The organism is Gemmatimonadales bacterium (assembly GCA_041390145.1).
Taxonomy (GTDB): Bacteria; Gemmatimonadota; Gemmatimonadetes; order Gemmatimonadales; family GWC2-71-9; genus SPDF01.
The window spans coordinates 13,062-27,032 of sequence record JAWKQM010000012.1; the positions used below are offsets into that span (position 1 = coordinate 13,062).

13 protein-coding genes are annotated in these 13,971 nt (G+C 70.0%); 6 read left to right on the forward strand and 7 right to left on the reverse strand.

Going from position 1 to position 13,971, the window contains the following annotated elements:
- The first annotated feature begins 19 nt into the window (after positions 1 to 19).
- Genes R2910_11075 through R2910_11090 form a run of 4 tightly spaced genes read left to right on the forward strand, consistent with a single transcriptional unit; the run spans position 20 to position 6,553 of the window.
- Positions 20 to 1,372, forward strand: a complete 1,353-nt coding sequence (locus R2910_11075; protein MEZ4413516.1) for an SPOR domain-containing protein — start codon at positions 20 to 22, stop codon at positions 1,370 to 1,372.
- A 20-nt stretch (positions 1,373 to 1,392) separates the two neighbouring features.
- The gene (smc, locus tag R2910_11080; GenBank protein MEZ4413517.1) at positions 1,393 to 4,863 is read left to right on the forward strand and encodes a chromosome segregation protein SMC; all 3,471 of its coding nucleotides are present in this window, start codon (positions 1,393 to 1,395) and stop codon (positions 4,861 to 4,863) included.
- Positions 4,863 to 5,903, forward strand: a complete 1,041-nt coding sequence (aroF, locus tag R2910_11085; GenBank protein ID MEZ4413518.1) for a 3-deoxy-7-phosphoheptulonate synthase — start codon at positions 4,863 to 4,865, stop codon at positions 5,901 to 5,903. Before smc ends, aroF begins: the two co-directional genes overlap by 1 nt.
- Positions 5,900 to 6,553, forward strand: coding sequence for an outer membrane lipoprotein carrier protein LolA (locus R2910_11090; GenBank protein MEZ4413519.1), 654 nt, complete (start codon positions 5,900 to 5,902; stop codon positions 6,551 to 6,553). Before aroF ends, R2910_11090 begins: the two co-directional genes overlap by 4 nt.
- Here R2910_11090 and R2910_11095 read toward each other — a convergent pair.
- The 7 genes from R2910_11095 to rpmE are packed head-to-tail and all read right to left on the reverse strand — an operon-like array spanning position 6,540 to position 12,151.
- Entirely contained in the window at positions 6,540 to 7,394 is an 855-nt protein-coding gene (locus R2910_11095; protein MEZ4413520.1) for a DUF2520 domain-containing protein, read from the reverse strand. The genes R2910_11090 and R2910_11095 overlap by 14 nt on opposite strands.
- Positions 7,395 to 7,398: 4 nt before the next feature.
- On the reverse strand, positions 7,399 to 9,039 hold the full coding sequence (locus R2910_11100; GenBank protein ID MEZ4413521.1) for a S41 family peptidase: 1,641 nt from the start codon (positions 9,037 to 9,039) through the stop codon (positions 7,399 to 7,401).
- Positions 9,036 to 9,671 (reverse strand): dTMP kinase, encoded by a 636-nt coding sequence (gene tmk / locus R2910_11105; GenBank protein MEZ4413522.1) that lies wholly within the window; start codon positions 9,669 to 9,671, stop codon positions 9,036 to 9,038. Before tmk ends, R2910_11100 begins: the two co-directional genes overlap by 4 nt.
- Complete coding sequence (locus tag R2910_11110) at positions 9,671 to 10,021, reverse strand: YlbF family regulator (protein ID MEZ4413523.1); 351 nt, start codon at positions 10,019 to 10,021, stop codon at positions 9,671 to 9,673. The genes tmk and R2910_11110 overlap by 1 nt, the downstream gene beginning before the upstream one ends.
- Positions 10,018 to 10,875 (reverse strand): peptide chain release factor N(5)-glutamine methyltransferase, encoded by an 858-nt coding sequence (gene prmC / locus R2910_11115; GenBank protein ID MEZ4413524.1) that lies wholly within the window; start codon positions 10,873 to 10,875, stop codon positions 10,018 to 10,020. Before prmC ends, R2910_11110 begins: the two co-directional genes overlap by 4 nt.
- Entirely contained in the window at positions 10,865 to 11,929 is a 1,065-nt protein-coding gene (gene prfA, locus R2910_11120) for a peptide chain release factor 1 (GenBank protein MEZ4413525.1), read from the reverse strand. The genes prmC and prfA overlap by 11 nt, the downstream gene beginning before the upstream one ends.
- Before the next feature lie 3 nt (positions 11,930 to 11,932).
- A complete protein-coding gene (gene rpmE / locus R2910_11125; GenBank protein ID MEZ4413526.1) occupies positions 11,933 to 12,151 on the reverse strand; it encodes a 50S ribosomal protein L31 in 219 nt (72 codons plus the stop codon).
- Between the two features lie 195 nt (positions 12,152 to 12,346).
- Here rpmE and R2910_11130 point away from each other — a divergent pair, with 195 nt between their 5' ends.
- Together R2910_11130 and R2910_11135 are read left to right on the forward strand one after the other, a co-directional pair.
- Positions 12,347 to 13,024: a Crp/Fnr family transcriptional regulator gene (locus R2910_11130; GenBank protein MEZ4413527.1), complete on the forward strand. Its 678-nt coding sequence runs from the start codon at positions 12,347 to 12,349 to the stop codon at positions 13,022 to 13,024.
- An 88-nt stretch (positions 13,025 to 13,112) separates the two neighbouring features.
- Complete coding sequence (locus R2910_11135; protein MEZ4413528.1) at positions 13,113 to 13,970, forward strand: MBL fold metallo-hydrolase; 858 nt, start codon at positions 13,113 to 13,115, stop codon at positions 13,968 to 13,970.
- The last annotated feature ends 1 nt before the right edge of the window (position 13,971 follow it).

Genomic DNA, 13,971 nt, shown 5'->3' on the forward strand with positions numbered 1-13,971 from the left:
CGTCCTCGCGGTCGGCCTCATGGCTTGCCAAGCTTCTCCCGCTCACGAGACTGGGGCGCTTCCCCCAGCCTCGCAGGCCGTCCCCCAGACCAGCCTCCTTCGCCTCCCCCGCTCCGGCGGCACTCCCCGGATCTACGCGGGCCCGACCCTCGCCGACATCGGGTGGCGCGCGCGGGGGCGCACACCGCCGATCGAGATGGTGGTCGGATTCGACCAGGACCAGGGGCTCGCCTACGCCGTGGACTCCGCCAACGGCCTTCAGGCCCTGGACCTGGGCACCGGCACCTCGCGTCTCCTGACATCGGCGGTCAGCGGGGCGGCGCTCGGCCCCGAGGGAACGCTCTGGGTTGTGGACCGGAAAGACTCTGTCATCCGGATCAGGAACCGGCTCGCCAAGCGGACGGATGCGACCCTGCCGACCCGGCCCACCGCGCTCTACGGGACCGGCGACCGCCAGCTCATCGCCATCGAGGCCGGTGACACCGCCCGGGCGTTTCTCGTGACGGGCTCCGAACCCGGTGGCTCCGCCGATCTGCCCACCACGCATACCGCCGCCTCGCCCTGGGGCGACCTCGTCGCGGCCGCCGCCCCGACCGGGGTCTACCTCTGGGCACCACGCGGCAGCACGCCGATCCGGCGGGTGCGGGTCAGCGGGACCCCCACCGCCGTTCGGTTCTCCGCCTCCGGGCACCGGATCTACGTGGCGCGCGAAGCCGAGGACCTGGCGGTCATCGATCGCTACGCCGGCGAACGCATCGGGGATATTCGTATTCCGGGGGCTGCCGCCGCGCTGCGGGTCGCCCCCTACGGCGGGTGGCTCCTCGCGCGTCCCGCATCGGGCGACACCATCTGGGTGATCAACCTGGCGACCAGCCAGTTCGTGGGCGTCGTGGCCGGTCCCTGGGCCGCCGACCTCCCCACCGTCTTCGGAGACGCCACGCTCCTGGTCCGCGAGGGGAAGGACGTGGTGGCCCGCGATCTCTCCAAGCCGGACTTCCCGGAGACGGGCCGTCTCAAGGGCGGGGCCGCCGACCTCTACCTCCCGATGCCGTGGGTGGCCCGGGGGAGCATGCCGGAACCGACTCCTGCGCGCCCCGACCCCGCCCAGGCGGCGGACGCGACGCCCGACAGTCTCGGCGGGCCCGTCGAGGCGCCTGCCATCGTGTACCTGCAGGTGAGCCGATCCCAGAATCCGGCGTGGGCACAGGACCTTGCCGCCGAGATTCGGGGTGAGGGCTTCCCTGCGCTCGTGATCACCCCGCGAACCGGCGAAGAAGCCTATCGCGTCGTCGTCGGCCCGTATCCCTCCCGCGAGGCCGCCGAATCGGCGGGCCGCCGGTTGGGGCGTCCCTCGTTCATCTATCACCCGTAGTCGTCCCGGGAACCTCTTCCATGAAGCTTTCAAAGCTCGAGTTGTCCGGCTTCAAGTCGTTTGCCGACACCGTCACCCTGACCTTCGAGGAAGGGGTCACGGCCATCGTCGGCCCGAACGGCTGCGGGAAGTCGAACGTCAGCGACGCCGTGCGCTGGGTACTCGGCGAGCAGTCCGCCCGACTGCTCCGCGGCGGCAAGATGGAGGACGTGATCTTCCAGGGCGCGGCCGACCGGCGGCCCGTCAACGTGACCGAGGTGTCCCTCTATCTCGACAACTCCGACGGCACCCTGCCCATCGCCTACCAGGAAGTGCAGATCACCCGGCGGCTCTCGCGCTCGGGCCACAGTGAATACCTCCTGAACCGGGCGACCGTGCGCCTGCGCGACATTCAGGACCTGCTCCGCGGGACCGGGCTCGGCGGCGACGCCGGCGTGGTCATCGAAGCGAAGATGATCGACCTGCTCCTCTCGGACCGGGCGGACGAGCGCCGCTCGCTCTTCGAAGAGGCGGCAGGCATCGGCCTCTACCGCGACCGGAAGCACAGCACCGAACGGCGCCTCGAGGAGACCGCGCTCGACTTGCAGCGCGTCGAGGACCTGGTGGCGGAAGTGCAGTCGCAGCTGCGCAGCCTCGCGCGCCAGCGTGGCCGTGCGGAGCGGCACACGAAGTTGATGGAGGAGAAGTTCGCCGTACAGCTGACGCTGGCGCGCCGGCATCTCGACCGCCTGACCGCCGAGGTCCGGGACAAGGAAGCCCGCTACGCCGAACTGGCCGCGGCGCTCCCCGACAACCGCACGGCCCTCGCAGCCATCGAGGTGGAGCGGGAAGAGGCCGCCCGGCGTCGTGCCGCGGCCGAGGCCGCGCGCACCGACATCGCGCGCCGACTCGGCGAGATCCGCGTAACGCTCGGGCGCCTTGAGGGCGACCTCAACCTCGCCTCCGAGCGGCTGGCCAACGCCGGGCAGCGCCGGGTGCGCGCGCTGGAAGAACGCAGTGTGATGGAGCAGCGCGCCCAGCAGGCGCTCCGCGAACGTGACATCGCGCTGCAGGAACGGGACGCCGCCCAGGCGGACTACGACCGCATCCAGGCCGAGTTGCAGGGGCGGGCGAGCGTGGAAGACGCCGTGAAGACGCGGCTCGCTGATCAGCGCGCGCAGGTCCGCCAGATGGAGGAGACGCTGCAGCGCCAGGCCCAGACCCTCCGTTCGCTCGAAGGGGAGCGCGCGGCGCTCGAAACGGACCTCGCCTCCCTCCGGGATCGTGCGGTGCAGGCGGCCACGCTCCGGGACGGCCTCCGGCATGAGCTCGATGCGACCACCCAGCGCCGAGCGGCGCTGGCCGCCGAGGCGGAGCGCCTCCTCGCCGTCCACCGTGCCGCGGCGGCCGACGCCGAACGGGCCCGGCACCTGCTCGCCGAGACCCGGGAGCACGAGGCCCTCGCGCGGGACGACCGCCGTCGCGCCGAGGAGGCCGTCGCCCAGCTCTCCGCCCGACACGAGGCGCTGGGCGAGCTGGAGCGCGACCGGGTCGGCCTGGCCCCAGGCGCCGCGGCCCTGCTCTCGGCGCGCGACCGGTTCGACGGCGGCGTGCTCGGCCCGCTCAGCGACTTCCTGCGCACCGGCGCGCAGGACGCCGACATTGCGGAGAAGCTTCTCGGCGAATGGGTGCACGCGGTGCTGGTCCGGGACGATGCCACCGTCCGCGCCATCCAGGACTGGCATGCGGCATCCGACGCCGGCGCCATCGTCCTGCTGTCGGCCGAGCGGGGCCCGGCGCGGGAAGGCGGCAGCTATCCGCTGGAGCAGACGCTCAGAGTCGAGGACCCGGCCGCCGCACGGTGGGTCCGCGCCCTGCTCGGTGGCTCCGAAGTGCTCGACCCCTCCGGCCGCGCCCTCCGGCGCAGCAATGGCGCCGTGCTTCTCTCCGGCGGCGGAGCCCCCTCCGGCCCGCTGCGGCGGCGGGCGGAACTCGAGACGCTGACGGGCGATCTCCAGGCCGCGCGCGCGACGTTGACGGCGGCCGAGACGGCGGTGGCCACCACCGTCGCCCGTCTCCTGGAACTCGAAGCGGCGCTTTCGACCGCCACCGAGGCCGCCGAGCACGCACGCGAGGCGGAGCGTGTCGGAGGCTCGGCCCGCGACGACGCCGAGCGGTCGGTCGCGACCCGTACCCGGGAACTCCAGGAGGCCGAGTCGCAGGTGGTCCGGATCACCGAGCGCCTGACGGCCTCTGAGGCACGTCTCGGCGAGGTCGATGCGGCCCTGACCGAAGGGGAGCTCTCCAAGGTCCGGCTCGACGAGGGGCTCAACGTGGGCCGCCAGCAACTCGCGGAGCTGGAGGCCGAGCAGGAATCGGCCCGCGAAGCCCGCGTGCACTGGCAGGTGCAGCTGGCGCACGTCGAGGCGAGGCTCCTCGGGGCCGGCGAGCGGCTGGCGCGTGCCGAACAAGTCGGCCAGGAGGCGGCGGGTTCGGCCGCCACGCTGGCGGGGGAACTCACCCAGCTCGAGGGCGACACGGCCACACTGACCGCCGAGCAGGCCACCTGGCAGGAGGAGCGTGCCGAGCGGCGCGTGACACTCCTGGAACTGGAGGCCGCCGCCGCAGATGCCGAGGAGTCGCTCTCGGTGGCCGCGGAGATTCTCGACACGGCGGAGCGCAAGGTCCACGAGGATCGCGAACGCCTCGAGCACTCCACCGAGGAGCATCACCGCCTGCAACTCGAGCTCTCCGAGGCCGCTGCGGAACGCCGGCGGATCATCGAACGGGTTGAAACGGAGTGGAAGCGCCCCATTGACCAGCTCTTCGACGGTGCGCCATTCCTCGACCTCGACCTCGAGACCCTCGAATCGGAGTCGGCGCGGATCGTCGGCGCCCTCGAAGGGATCGGGGTGGTCAACCCGCTCGCCGTCGAGGAGCACGCCGAGGAGAGCAAGCGACTGGAGTTCCTCTCCTCCCAGCGCGACGACCTCGTGGCAGCCCGCCAGTCGCTGCAGCAGGCCATCCGGGAAATCGACGGCACCGCGCAGGCCATGTTCCTGGAGACCTTCACGGCGGTGCGTGCCAACTTCCTGAACGTGTTCCAGACGCTCTTCGGCGGGGGCGAGTGCGACTTGCGCCTCTCGGCCGACGGCGACCCGCTCGAGAGCGAGATCGAAATCCACGCCGCCCCGCGCGGCAAGCGGACCCAGCGCATTCACCTCCTGTCGAGCGGCGAGCGGACGCTGGTGGCGGTGTCGCTGCTCTTCAGCATCTACCTGACGAAGCCGAGCCCCTTCTGCCTCATGGACGAAGTCGATGCGCCGCTCGACGACTCCAACGTGGGACGGTTCACCAAGCTGCTGGACGAGTTCAAGCACAGCAGCCAGTTCCTCGTCATCACCCACAACCCGCGCACGATGCAGGCGGCCGACGCGGTCTACGGCGTGACCATGCAGGAGCCAGGGGTGTCGACGATCGTGGGCGTCCGTCTCGGCGAGCCGGTGCTCTGATGCTTGTCGTCATGCGGCACGACGCGCGGGAGGAAGAGATCCAGGCGGTCGTCGAGACGATTCGGTCCATGGGCTACGAAGCGCGCCCCATGCCGGGCCGGCAGCGGACCACCGTGGGCATCGTCGGCAATGACGGCCGCGTGGACGGCACCAGGCTGACCGCCCTGGCCGGCGTGCAGGAACTGGTGCACATCACCCAGCCCTACAAGCTGGTCTCCCGTGAGTGGAGGCAGGAGTCGACCATCGTCCGCCTCCCCGGCGGCCTGACCATCGGGGGCGACGAGGTGCCGGTCATTGCGGGCCCCTGCTCCGTCGAGGGTGAGGCACAGCTGCTCGCCGCGGCGCATATCGTGAAGGAGGCGGGCGCCACGCTCCTCCGCGCCGGCGCCTTCAAGCCACGGAGCTCGCCCTACTCGTTCCAGGGGCTGGGTCAGGAAGGGTTGAAGCTGCTGGCGCTTGCCCGCCGGGAAACCGGATTGCTGATCGTGACGGAAGCCGTGGATCCCGAAGGGGTCGACGCGGTGGCCGAGGTGGCCGACATCATCCAGATCGGCGCGCGCAACATGCAGAATTACTCCCTGCTCCGCCGGGCAGGCCGGGCCGGGAAGCCGGTCCTGTTGAAGCGCGGAATTGCCGCGACCATCCAGGAGCTGCTCCTGGCCGCCGAATACCTGCTGGCCGAGGGCAACGCCGATATCGTGCTCTGCGAGCGGGGCATCCGGAGCTACGACACCCAGAACCGCAATCTTCTCGACCTGAGCGCCATCCCCACGGTGCATGCGCTGTCCCACCTGCCGATCATTGCCGACCCGAGCCATGGCACTGGCCGGAGGGACATGGTTCCCTCGATGGCCCGGGCCGCCGTAGCCGCCGGCGCCGATGGCCTGCTGGTGGAGGTCCACCCTTCGCCCGAGCAGGCGCTCTCCGACGGCGCGCAAAGCCTCCGGCCGGAGCAGTTTGGGCAAATGATGGGAGAGCTGCGCCTCATCGCCGACGCGATCGGCCGGCGAATCGCGGAACCGGCCGGGGCGCGCACGTGATCGGCTGCCGCGCGGCCCTGATCGGCCTGGCCGTCGCCCTCGGCACCGCGCCGGCGCACGCCCAGCGCGCCGATTCCATTGTCCAGCGCACGGCGACCATCTACCGGCAACTGCATTCCCTCACCGCCAGCTTCGACCAGGTGGTCAGCAATGAGATGCTCGGCACCTACAACAGCCAGGGCCGGCTGGCGCAGTCGGGGCCGTCGCGCCTCTCGATGCGGTTTACCGATCCGGCTGGCGAAGCCATCGTCATCGATGGCACCTCGATCTGGATCTACACGCCGAGCACCGCACCAGGACAGGTGCTTCGGGCGCCGATCGTGCGCGCGGCCGGCTACGGCGTAAACCTGCTGGGATGGCTGCTCGATCGGCCGACCGAGCGCTATACGGTGAGCTACCTGCGCGCCGACGATATTGCGGGAACCGCCGTCGATGTCCTGCAGATGACACCGGCGGTGGAAGGCCTGCCCTTTACCTCGGCCACGCTGTGGCTGGCAAAGAGCGATGGGCTGCCCCGGCGCATCGAGGTCTCCGAGCCGTCGGGAAACCACCGGACCCTTACCCTCTCGAAGCTGCGCACCAATGTGACCCTTCCACCGGACACGTTCGTCTTCACGCCACCGAAGGGCGTGAAGGTCATCGACCAATAGCGGCCCGCAGCACCGACTCCACCTCTCCCGCCATCCCCTCCTCGAGTCCGGCCCGGCGCGACAGCGCCAGCGCCTCCAGGCCGACCACCGCGTAGAGCGCCCGGTCGCCCGGCGACAGCGCGGCGAGGTGGGCCACCACGGTCGCGGTGTCTCCGCGGCGGATCGCGCCGGTCAACGCCTCCGCCGGAGCGAGGTCGTCGAGATTGTCTGCCGCGCCGTGCAGCAGCGGCAGGTAGATCCGCGAGGCCAGGTCGGCCGGCACACCCGCCTCCTCCGCCAGCCGCACCGCCACCCCCATCAGCGTCACCGTGTAGTTCGCCACGAGCGTCGCCCCCACGTGGTACGCGGCCTTGGCGCCGGACGGGATGCTCACCGGCGTCATCCCGAGGAGGCCCGCCAGCTGTTCGGCGGCCGCCAGCGCCCGGTCGTCACCCTCGATTCCCGCATAGGCGCCACGCAGCCGCTCGGGGGCCGCCGTGGGGTCCGACACCGACTGCAGGGGGTGGAAGGACCCGCGGCCCACAGCGGTTCCCTCCAGCGCCTGGAGCGCGTCCCGATCGAGTAGCCCGGAGAGATGCAGCACCGCCTGCCGGGCGGTCAGACTCGCCTCGGTGGCGAGGCGCGCGGCAATCGACGGAATCACCCCGTCCGGGGTGGCAATGATCACGATGTCGGCGTCGCGACAGCCGCCGGCCCAGTCGTTGGCCTGCACGACGAGCGGCGGGGGGACCGGCTTCGCCCGTCGGCCCAACAGGGTCACCGACGTCCCCGAACGCGAAAGGGCCAGGGCAATGCCCTGGCCCATCCGGCCGGCGCCGATGACGGCGACGCGAATTGGCATGGATCTACTTCCCGGCTGGTACCGGATGCGCGGGGGCCAGCGACAGGAGCGCCTTCGGAGTGGACGCCTTCGTCAGGAGGCCGAGCGCCGTCTGCACCTGCGGGTCGTCCGCGGCCCGCCGCTGGAACTCTGCGGACCGGCCGAAGACATACCGCGCAATCACGTACCCGAGCTGCGCATCGACCCACCGTGCGGCGCCGTTGAAAGTGGCCTCGCTCACGTCGACGCCCTTGGCGCGCAGCCTGGTGTACACCTGGTTGCGCATGGCCGGCGTCACCGCGAAGTTGGGCGACTTCAGCGTCCCCGCGTTCTTGAGTTCGAGGGCGTAGGTGGTCATTACGTCGAAGTAGGCCGGGATATCGGCGCCGAGCGCATCGCGGAACGCGCGTTCGGCGGTGGTGAACGTATCCTGCTGCACAACGATATCCGGCACGATGCCGCCACCGCCGAGCACAATGCGGCCGTCGTCCGTCTTGAACTCGGGAAGCGCGAGGGAGTCGCCCTTCGCTTCCAGCACCGAGTCGGGGACGATGCCGCCGTTCTGGGCCGCGAGCATGGCCTGGATCATCTGGTCCCGCTGGTCCGACGCGGTGCGCTGGATGGTCCGCCCGCTGGGAGTGTACCACCGTGCGGTGGTCAACTTGAGCGCCGTGTTCTGGTCGATGCGGAACACCGACTGGACCAGCCCCTTGCCGAAGGTCGGCAAACCGACCACGAGGGCACGGTCGTGGTCCTGGAGTGCGCCGGCGATGATCTCGGCCGCGCTGGCCGAGTACATGTCCACCAGCACCACAATCGGCATGTCCGGCCACGCCTGCGGCTTCGTGTCGGAGTAGACCTCCGAGGAGCCCGCCGCGCGCCCGCGAGTCGAGACGACTTCCTGGCCCGGATTGAGGAAGAGATCTGAAACGTCGACCCCCTCATCGAGCAGGCCGCCGGGGTTCCCGCGAAGATCCAGGATCAGGGAGGTGGCGCCCAGGCCCCGCAGGCTGTCGATCCCGGAGCGAAGCTCACTCGTCGAGGCCTGGCTCACGGTGGAGAGCGCGAGGTACGCGATGTGGCCGGAGAACAGCGTCGGGGAAATGACTGATCGATTGTGGATCTGCGCCCGCGTGAGCTTGAATTCGATCGGCCCATCCACGCCCGCCCGCCGCACCGTCAGCACCACGTCGGTCCCTGCCGGCCCGCGCAGGGTAGAGACCGCCTTCTCCGACGAGTAATCCTGCGTGGTGGTGCCGTCGATGGCCGTGATCTGGTCGCCAGTCTGGATCCCGGCCCGCTCCGCCGGCGTGTCCGGCAGCGGTGCGACCACGGTAATCCAGCCAGCGCGCACCTCGATCTGGATGCCGAGTCCGCCGTAGTTGCCGGTCGTGGTCTCGGTCAGCGCCTTGTAGTTGTCGCCCTGAAGGAGGTCGGTGTAGGGGTCGTGCAACTCCTCGAGCATTCCGACGGTGGCCTTCTGGTAGAGGGCCGCCTCGCCGATGCTGTCGACGTAGTACGTCTGCACGCGGGCGAGGACGTCATCGAACAGGCGGGCGCTCTGGTAAACGCCGCCGTCGTTGGTCACACCGCGCTGCAGCAGCCACCCGCCCGAAAAGAATGAAATGCACGCCACCGCCAGAATGAGTCCCCACCGTTGCTTCATGACTTCCTCCAAAGGTCAGGCCGCACGTTCCGCACGGCCGTCCAGGCTGCCTCGAGCAGGCGCTCGGGGCTCCCGGTGCCATCTAAGTGTACAATGCCGGGGCCGGTGACGCCGACATAGGCCCGGCAGATCCGCTCATGAAATTCGCCCGACTCCCGGTCGAGCCGGTCCAGCGCCTTGCCGGCCGCCTCCTGCCTCCCCCGCCCCACGCCAGGCGGGAGGTCCAATATCAGTGTGATGTCCGGCCGCAGGCCCCCCGTCGCAGCGGCGTTTCCCGCAGCCACCAGCGCCTTGTCCAGCCCCCGGCCAACCACCTGGTAGACTTCGGTTGACAGGGTGAACCGATCGGCCAGCACCACCTGCCCGGCGGCGAGCGCCGGCCGGAGCACCTGTGCGGTCAAGTCAGCCCGTGCGGCGAGGAACAGGAAGAGCTCGGCCACCGGGGCGACGGTGTGGTCTGCCTCCAGCAGCGTCTGGCGCACCGATTCGGCCAGTGCCGTGCCGCCGGGCTCCCGCACCACCACCGGGGCCTGCCCGGAGGTCGCCATGCGAGCGGCAAGGGCGCGGATCAGGGTGGACTTGCCCGAGCCCTCCGGACCCTCGACCACGACGAACAGCCCGGGATCGGCCATCAGAGCGTGATGATGTTGCTCGTGGCGCCCTGTTCCATCCCCTCGCTGATATCCTGATTGACCTTCGTCATCAGCTTCTCGAAATTGGTGCGGGCCACCGCGTAGGCCTGGCCGGTCGCGCTGAGCTCGAGTTCCCGGACCGCGTCCTCGTACGACGACATCGTCTCGGGGTCGGGATTCTCGCCGGCGGCCATCATCTTCTCGACCTTGGTCGCGAGCTGCTGGATGGCGTCGAGCTTGGCCACCGTGGGGGCATCCTCACGCAGCGCCTGCTCCGTGCGCCGGAGGGTCTTGTACTCCGTCGACTGGCCGATCTGGCGGCCGAGGTCCTTCGCCTTCTCCGAAATCACGACGTCTCACTCCTCCGCGCGAGCACAAAGCGCGCGCGGTCATAGAGGTCCAGGTGTACGACCGGGGCGATCCACCCTGCCTCGGCCGCAAGGGAGGCCACCTCGGCCGCCCGATGACAATCCACTTCAAGGGCAATCCACCCGCCCTGCTTCACCACATCCCGCCCAGCCACCAGCAGGCGGCGGGTGGCGTCGAGCCCATCCTCACCGCTCTCCAGCGCCTGTCTCGGCTCCCAGTCCCGCACCGCAGGGTCGAGCGCGCGATACTCGCCACCGGTGAGGTACGGCGGGTTTGCCACGAGCACGTCGAGCGATTCCCCCTGCAGCGGTTCCAGGAGGTCGCCCAGCCGCCATTCCACGGTGAGCCCGGCGCGCTGGCCGTTCTCACGCGCCTGCGCGATCGCGTCGGGTGAGGCGTCCGCCCCGATCACCCGATCGTAGCGACCCTCCTGGGCCAGCGACAGGGCAATGCAGCCGCTGCCGGTGCAGACGTCAGCAACGACGCCGACCGGCATTCTATCCAAGACGAGGGCAACCAGCCCTTCGGTTTCGGGCCGCGGGAGGAGCGCCCGGCGGTCAGCCGCCAGTTGCAGGTGCCGAAAGCCGATGTTCCCCGTCACGTAGGCCAGTGGCTCCCCCGTGGCGCGGCGCGCCACCAGATGCGCCAGTCGATCCACGTCCTCGGCGGTCAGGACCCGATCGAGGCGCAATCGCGCCTGCCCCGGCGCAAGACCCCAGGCCGCCTCCGCGAGCCTTGAGGCCCCCCGGCGCGCGCTGGGTACCCCGGCCCCGCGAAGGGCCTCTGCGGCGCCCTCGAGGGCGGCTGCCGCGGTCACCGGCGGGTCAGCGACCACTCGCCGCCTCTTCCTGACGGCTCGCCACGCGGAGCGCCTCGACCACTTCTTCGATGTGCCCGTCCATGATGTCCGGGAGGTTGTGCACCGAGAGGTTGATGCGGTGGTCCGTCACGCGACTCTGCGGATAATTGTACGTCCGGATCTTGGCCGAGCGGTCGCCGGTGCCGACCATCGCCCGCCGATCCTGCGAGCGGGCCGCTTCCTGCTCGGCAATCATCCGGTCCAGCAGGCGCGCCCGCAGGACTTCCATGGCCTTGAGCTTGTTCTGCAGCTGCGACTTCTGGTCTTGCTGACTGACCACCAGCCCGGACGGCAGGTGAGTGATCCGAACCGCGCTGTCGGTGGTGTTCACGCTCTGTCCCCCGGGGCCGGACGAGCGGAAGACGTCAATCTTGAGGTGGTTGGGATCGATCTTCACGTCCACCTCCTCAGCCTCGGGCAACACCGCCACCGTGGCGGCAGAGGTGTGGATACGGCCCTGGGTCTCAGTGGCGGGGACGCGCTGCACCCGGTGAACCCCCGACTCCCGCCGCAGGCGCCCATAGGCGTCCTGTCCGCGCACCGCGAAGATGACTTCGCGCAGACCGCCGAGCGAGGCACCGCTCTCCGAGATCAGTTCGATCCGCAAGCCGTGCCGCTCGCAGTACCGGGTGTACATGCGGTAAAGGTCCGCCGCGAAGAGCGCCGCCTCGTCCCCGCCGGTGCCTGCCCGGATCTCGACGATCGCGTCACGGTCGTCCAGCGGGTCCCGGGGCACCAGCAGCTCATGCAACTCTGCCCTGGTGGTCTCCACCTGGGCCGGGAGCCGCTCGAGATCGACCCGCGCCAATGCCACAAGCTCGGGATCGGCTTCCTGCGCCATTTCCCGAGCCTGAGAAAGTTCATCCTCGAGCCGCCGAAGCAACTCCGCCGTGCGCACGATCGGCACCAGCCGGGCGTGTTCCCGTCCAAGAGTCGTCAGGCGCTTCGAATCACGGGCGGTGGCGGGGTCGGACAGTTCCCGCGACACCTCCTCCGCCCTGGCCAAGGCCTGGCGGAGGCGCGCCTCCATGCCCTACTCCTTTGAAGCGTCGGCGCCTGCCTGGTAACGGCGGCGGAACCGATCGACGCGACCAGCGGTGTCCATCAGGCGCTGCTTGCCGGTGTAATATGGATGGCACTTCGCGCACACTTCGACGTGGATCGAGGTCGCCGTCGAGCGGGTCTCGAATGTGTTGCCGCAGGCGCAGAGGGCCGTCAGCTTCTTGTATACGGGATGAATGTCGGCCTTCACGGGGAGCTCCTGAGTGCATCGGGTGGTCGCCGAGGCCCGGAGTGGGCCAGGGTTCGCAAGCCGGGAAAGATAAACGAGTTACAGGCCGAACGGAAGCGCCCACGGCCCCCCCGCCGGCTGGGACGGGGCGCCACGAATTGACTCCGCCTCTCCCTCTAAGTAACGTCCCTGCTTCCACTTCCACGCTGAGGCCAAGTGACCCAGTCCCCGCTTGAGATCCTCCGCTCCGTCCCGATCCTTTCCAACGTCCCCCAGGCGGACCTCGCGGCCCTCGCCCAGGCCTCGCGGGAACGGTCCTACCCGGCTGGACAGGTGATCCTGCGACAGGACGCTCCTGGCGATGCCATGTACGTGGTCATCGAGGGACGGGTCAAGGTCGTCCTCATTGGCGAGGATGGGCGCGAGGTGATCCTCAGCGTCCTCGGCGCCGGGGCGGTGTTCGGGGAGATGTCATTGCTCGACGATGCGCCGCGTTCGGCCCACGTCATTGCCATGACACCCTGCCATGTCATGACGCTCTATCGCGGGGCCTTCCACGAGCGGCTCCGGGCGTCGCCGGACCTCGCCCTCGCCATGCTGGCCGCGATGTCGAGCCGGCTGCGCGCGGCCGACGAGCGGATCCGCGCGCTGAGCCTGCTCGACGTCAACGGGCGGGTGGCGCATCTCCTCCTCCAGCAATCCGCCGAGGCAGGCAGCGACGCCTTCCCGCGCCGACTCACCCACCAGAACATGGCGGAGCTGATCGGGGCGAGCCGCGAAACGGTGTCGCGAACGCTGCGGCATCTCGTGGACCGGGAAGTGATCGCCATCGGGCGCCGGCAGGTCACGATCCTCGATCGTGCGGCACTCGAGGCGGCCGTTCGGCCAGCGTGACCCACATCACGGCACACACGCACTGGAAGCCCGTCATTGTCCCATGGCTTCCACGGCACGGATCTCGCCCTATTCCCCCGACATGGCAATGAGTGTTTCGGTCACGTTCTGGGGGACGCGCGGGACGATTCCGGTCCCGGGCCAGCACACGGTTCGCTACGGTGGCAACACCCCGTGTGTGTCCCTTCGCGACGGCAAGGGCCACTGCCTGATCCTCGATGCCGGAACCGGCATCCGACGGCTCGGCAACGAGATTGCCGCCGACGCTGCCGCCGGTCGGGTGGATCTCTTCCTGTCGCACGTGCACTGGGACCACATCCAGGGCCTGCCGTTCTTTTCGCCGATGTACGCCGAACGGCAGGAGATCGCCGTCCACGGTCCCACGCCCGTCGGCGCGTCGCTCCGGGAGGTGCTCGACCGCCAGCTCGAGCCCGCCGTGTACCCTGTCCCGCGTGCGGCCCGCCCTGCCCGGATGTCCGTGCAGGAACTCCGACCGGGGGAGGTGGTGGAGGTTCCCGGTTTTCAGGTGCAGTCCTGTCAGCTCTCGCATCCGGGCGGGGCGCTGGGCTACCGGATCACGCCGAACGGTGGAGGGCCGTCTGTGGCCTTCCTGACCGACAACGAGCTGGGACCGGGAGGGGCCACCAGGGTCCCTGCCGGCTGGCGAGACGCGCTGACGACGTTTGTCGGCGATGCCTCGCTCCTGATACACGACGGGATGTACACACCGGCACTCCATGTGGAGCGCCCAGGCTGGGGGCACTCGAACGCGCTCGACGCCGTGGCGCTGGCTGCAGAGGCGTCCGTCGGAGAGTTGGCCCTCTTCCACCACGATCCCGGGCATGACGACGGGCAGGTTGACGCCCTCCTCGCCATGGCGCGGGCCAAGGCACCCGAAGGACTCACCGTCAGTGCAGCCTGCGAAGGATGGACGGTGACGCTGTGAT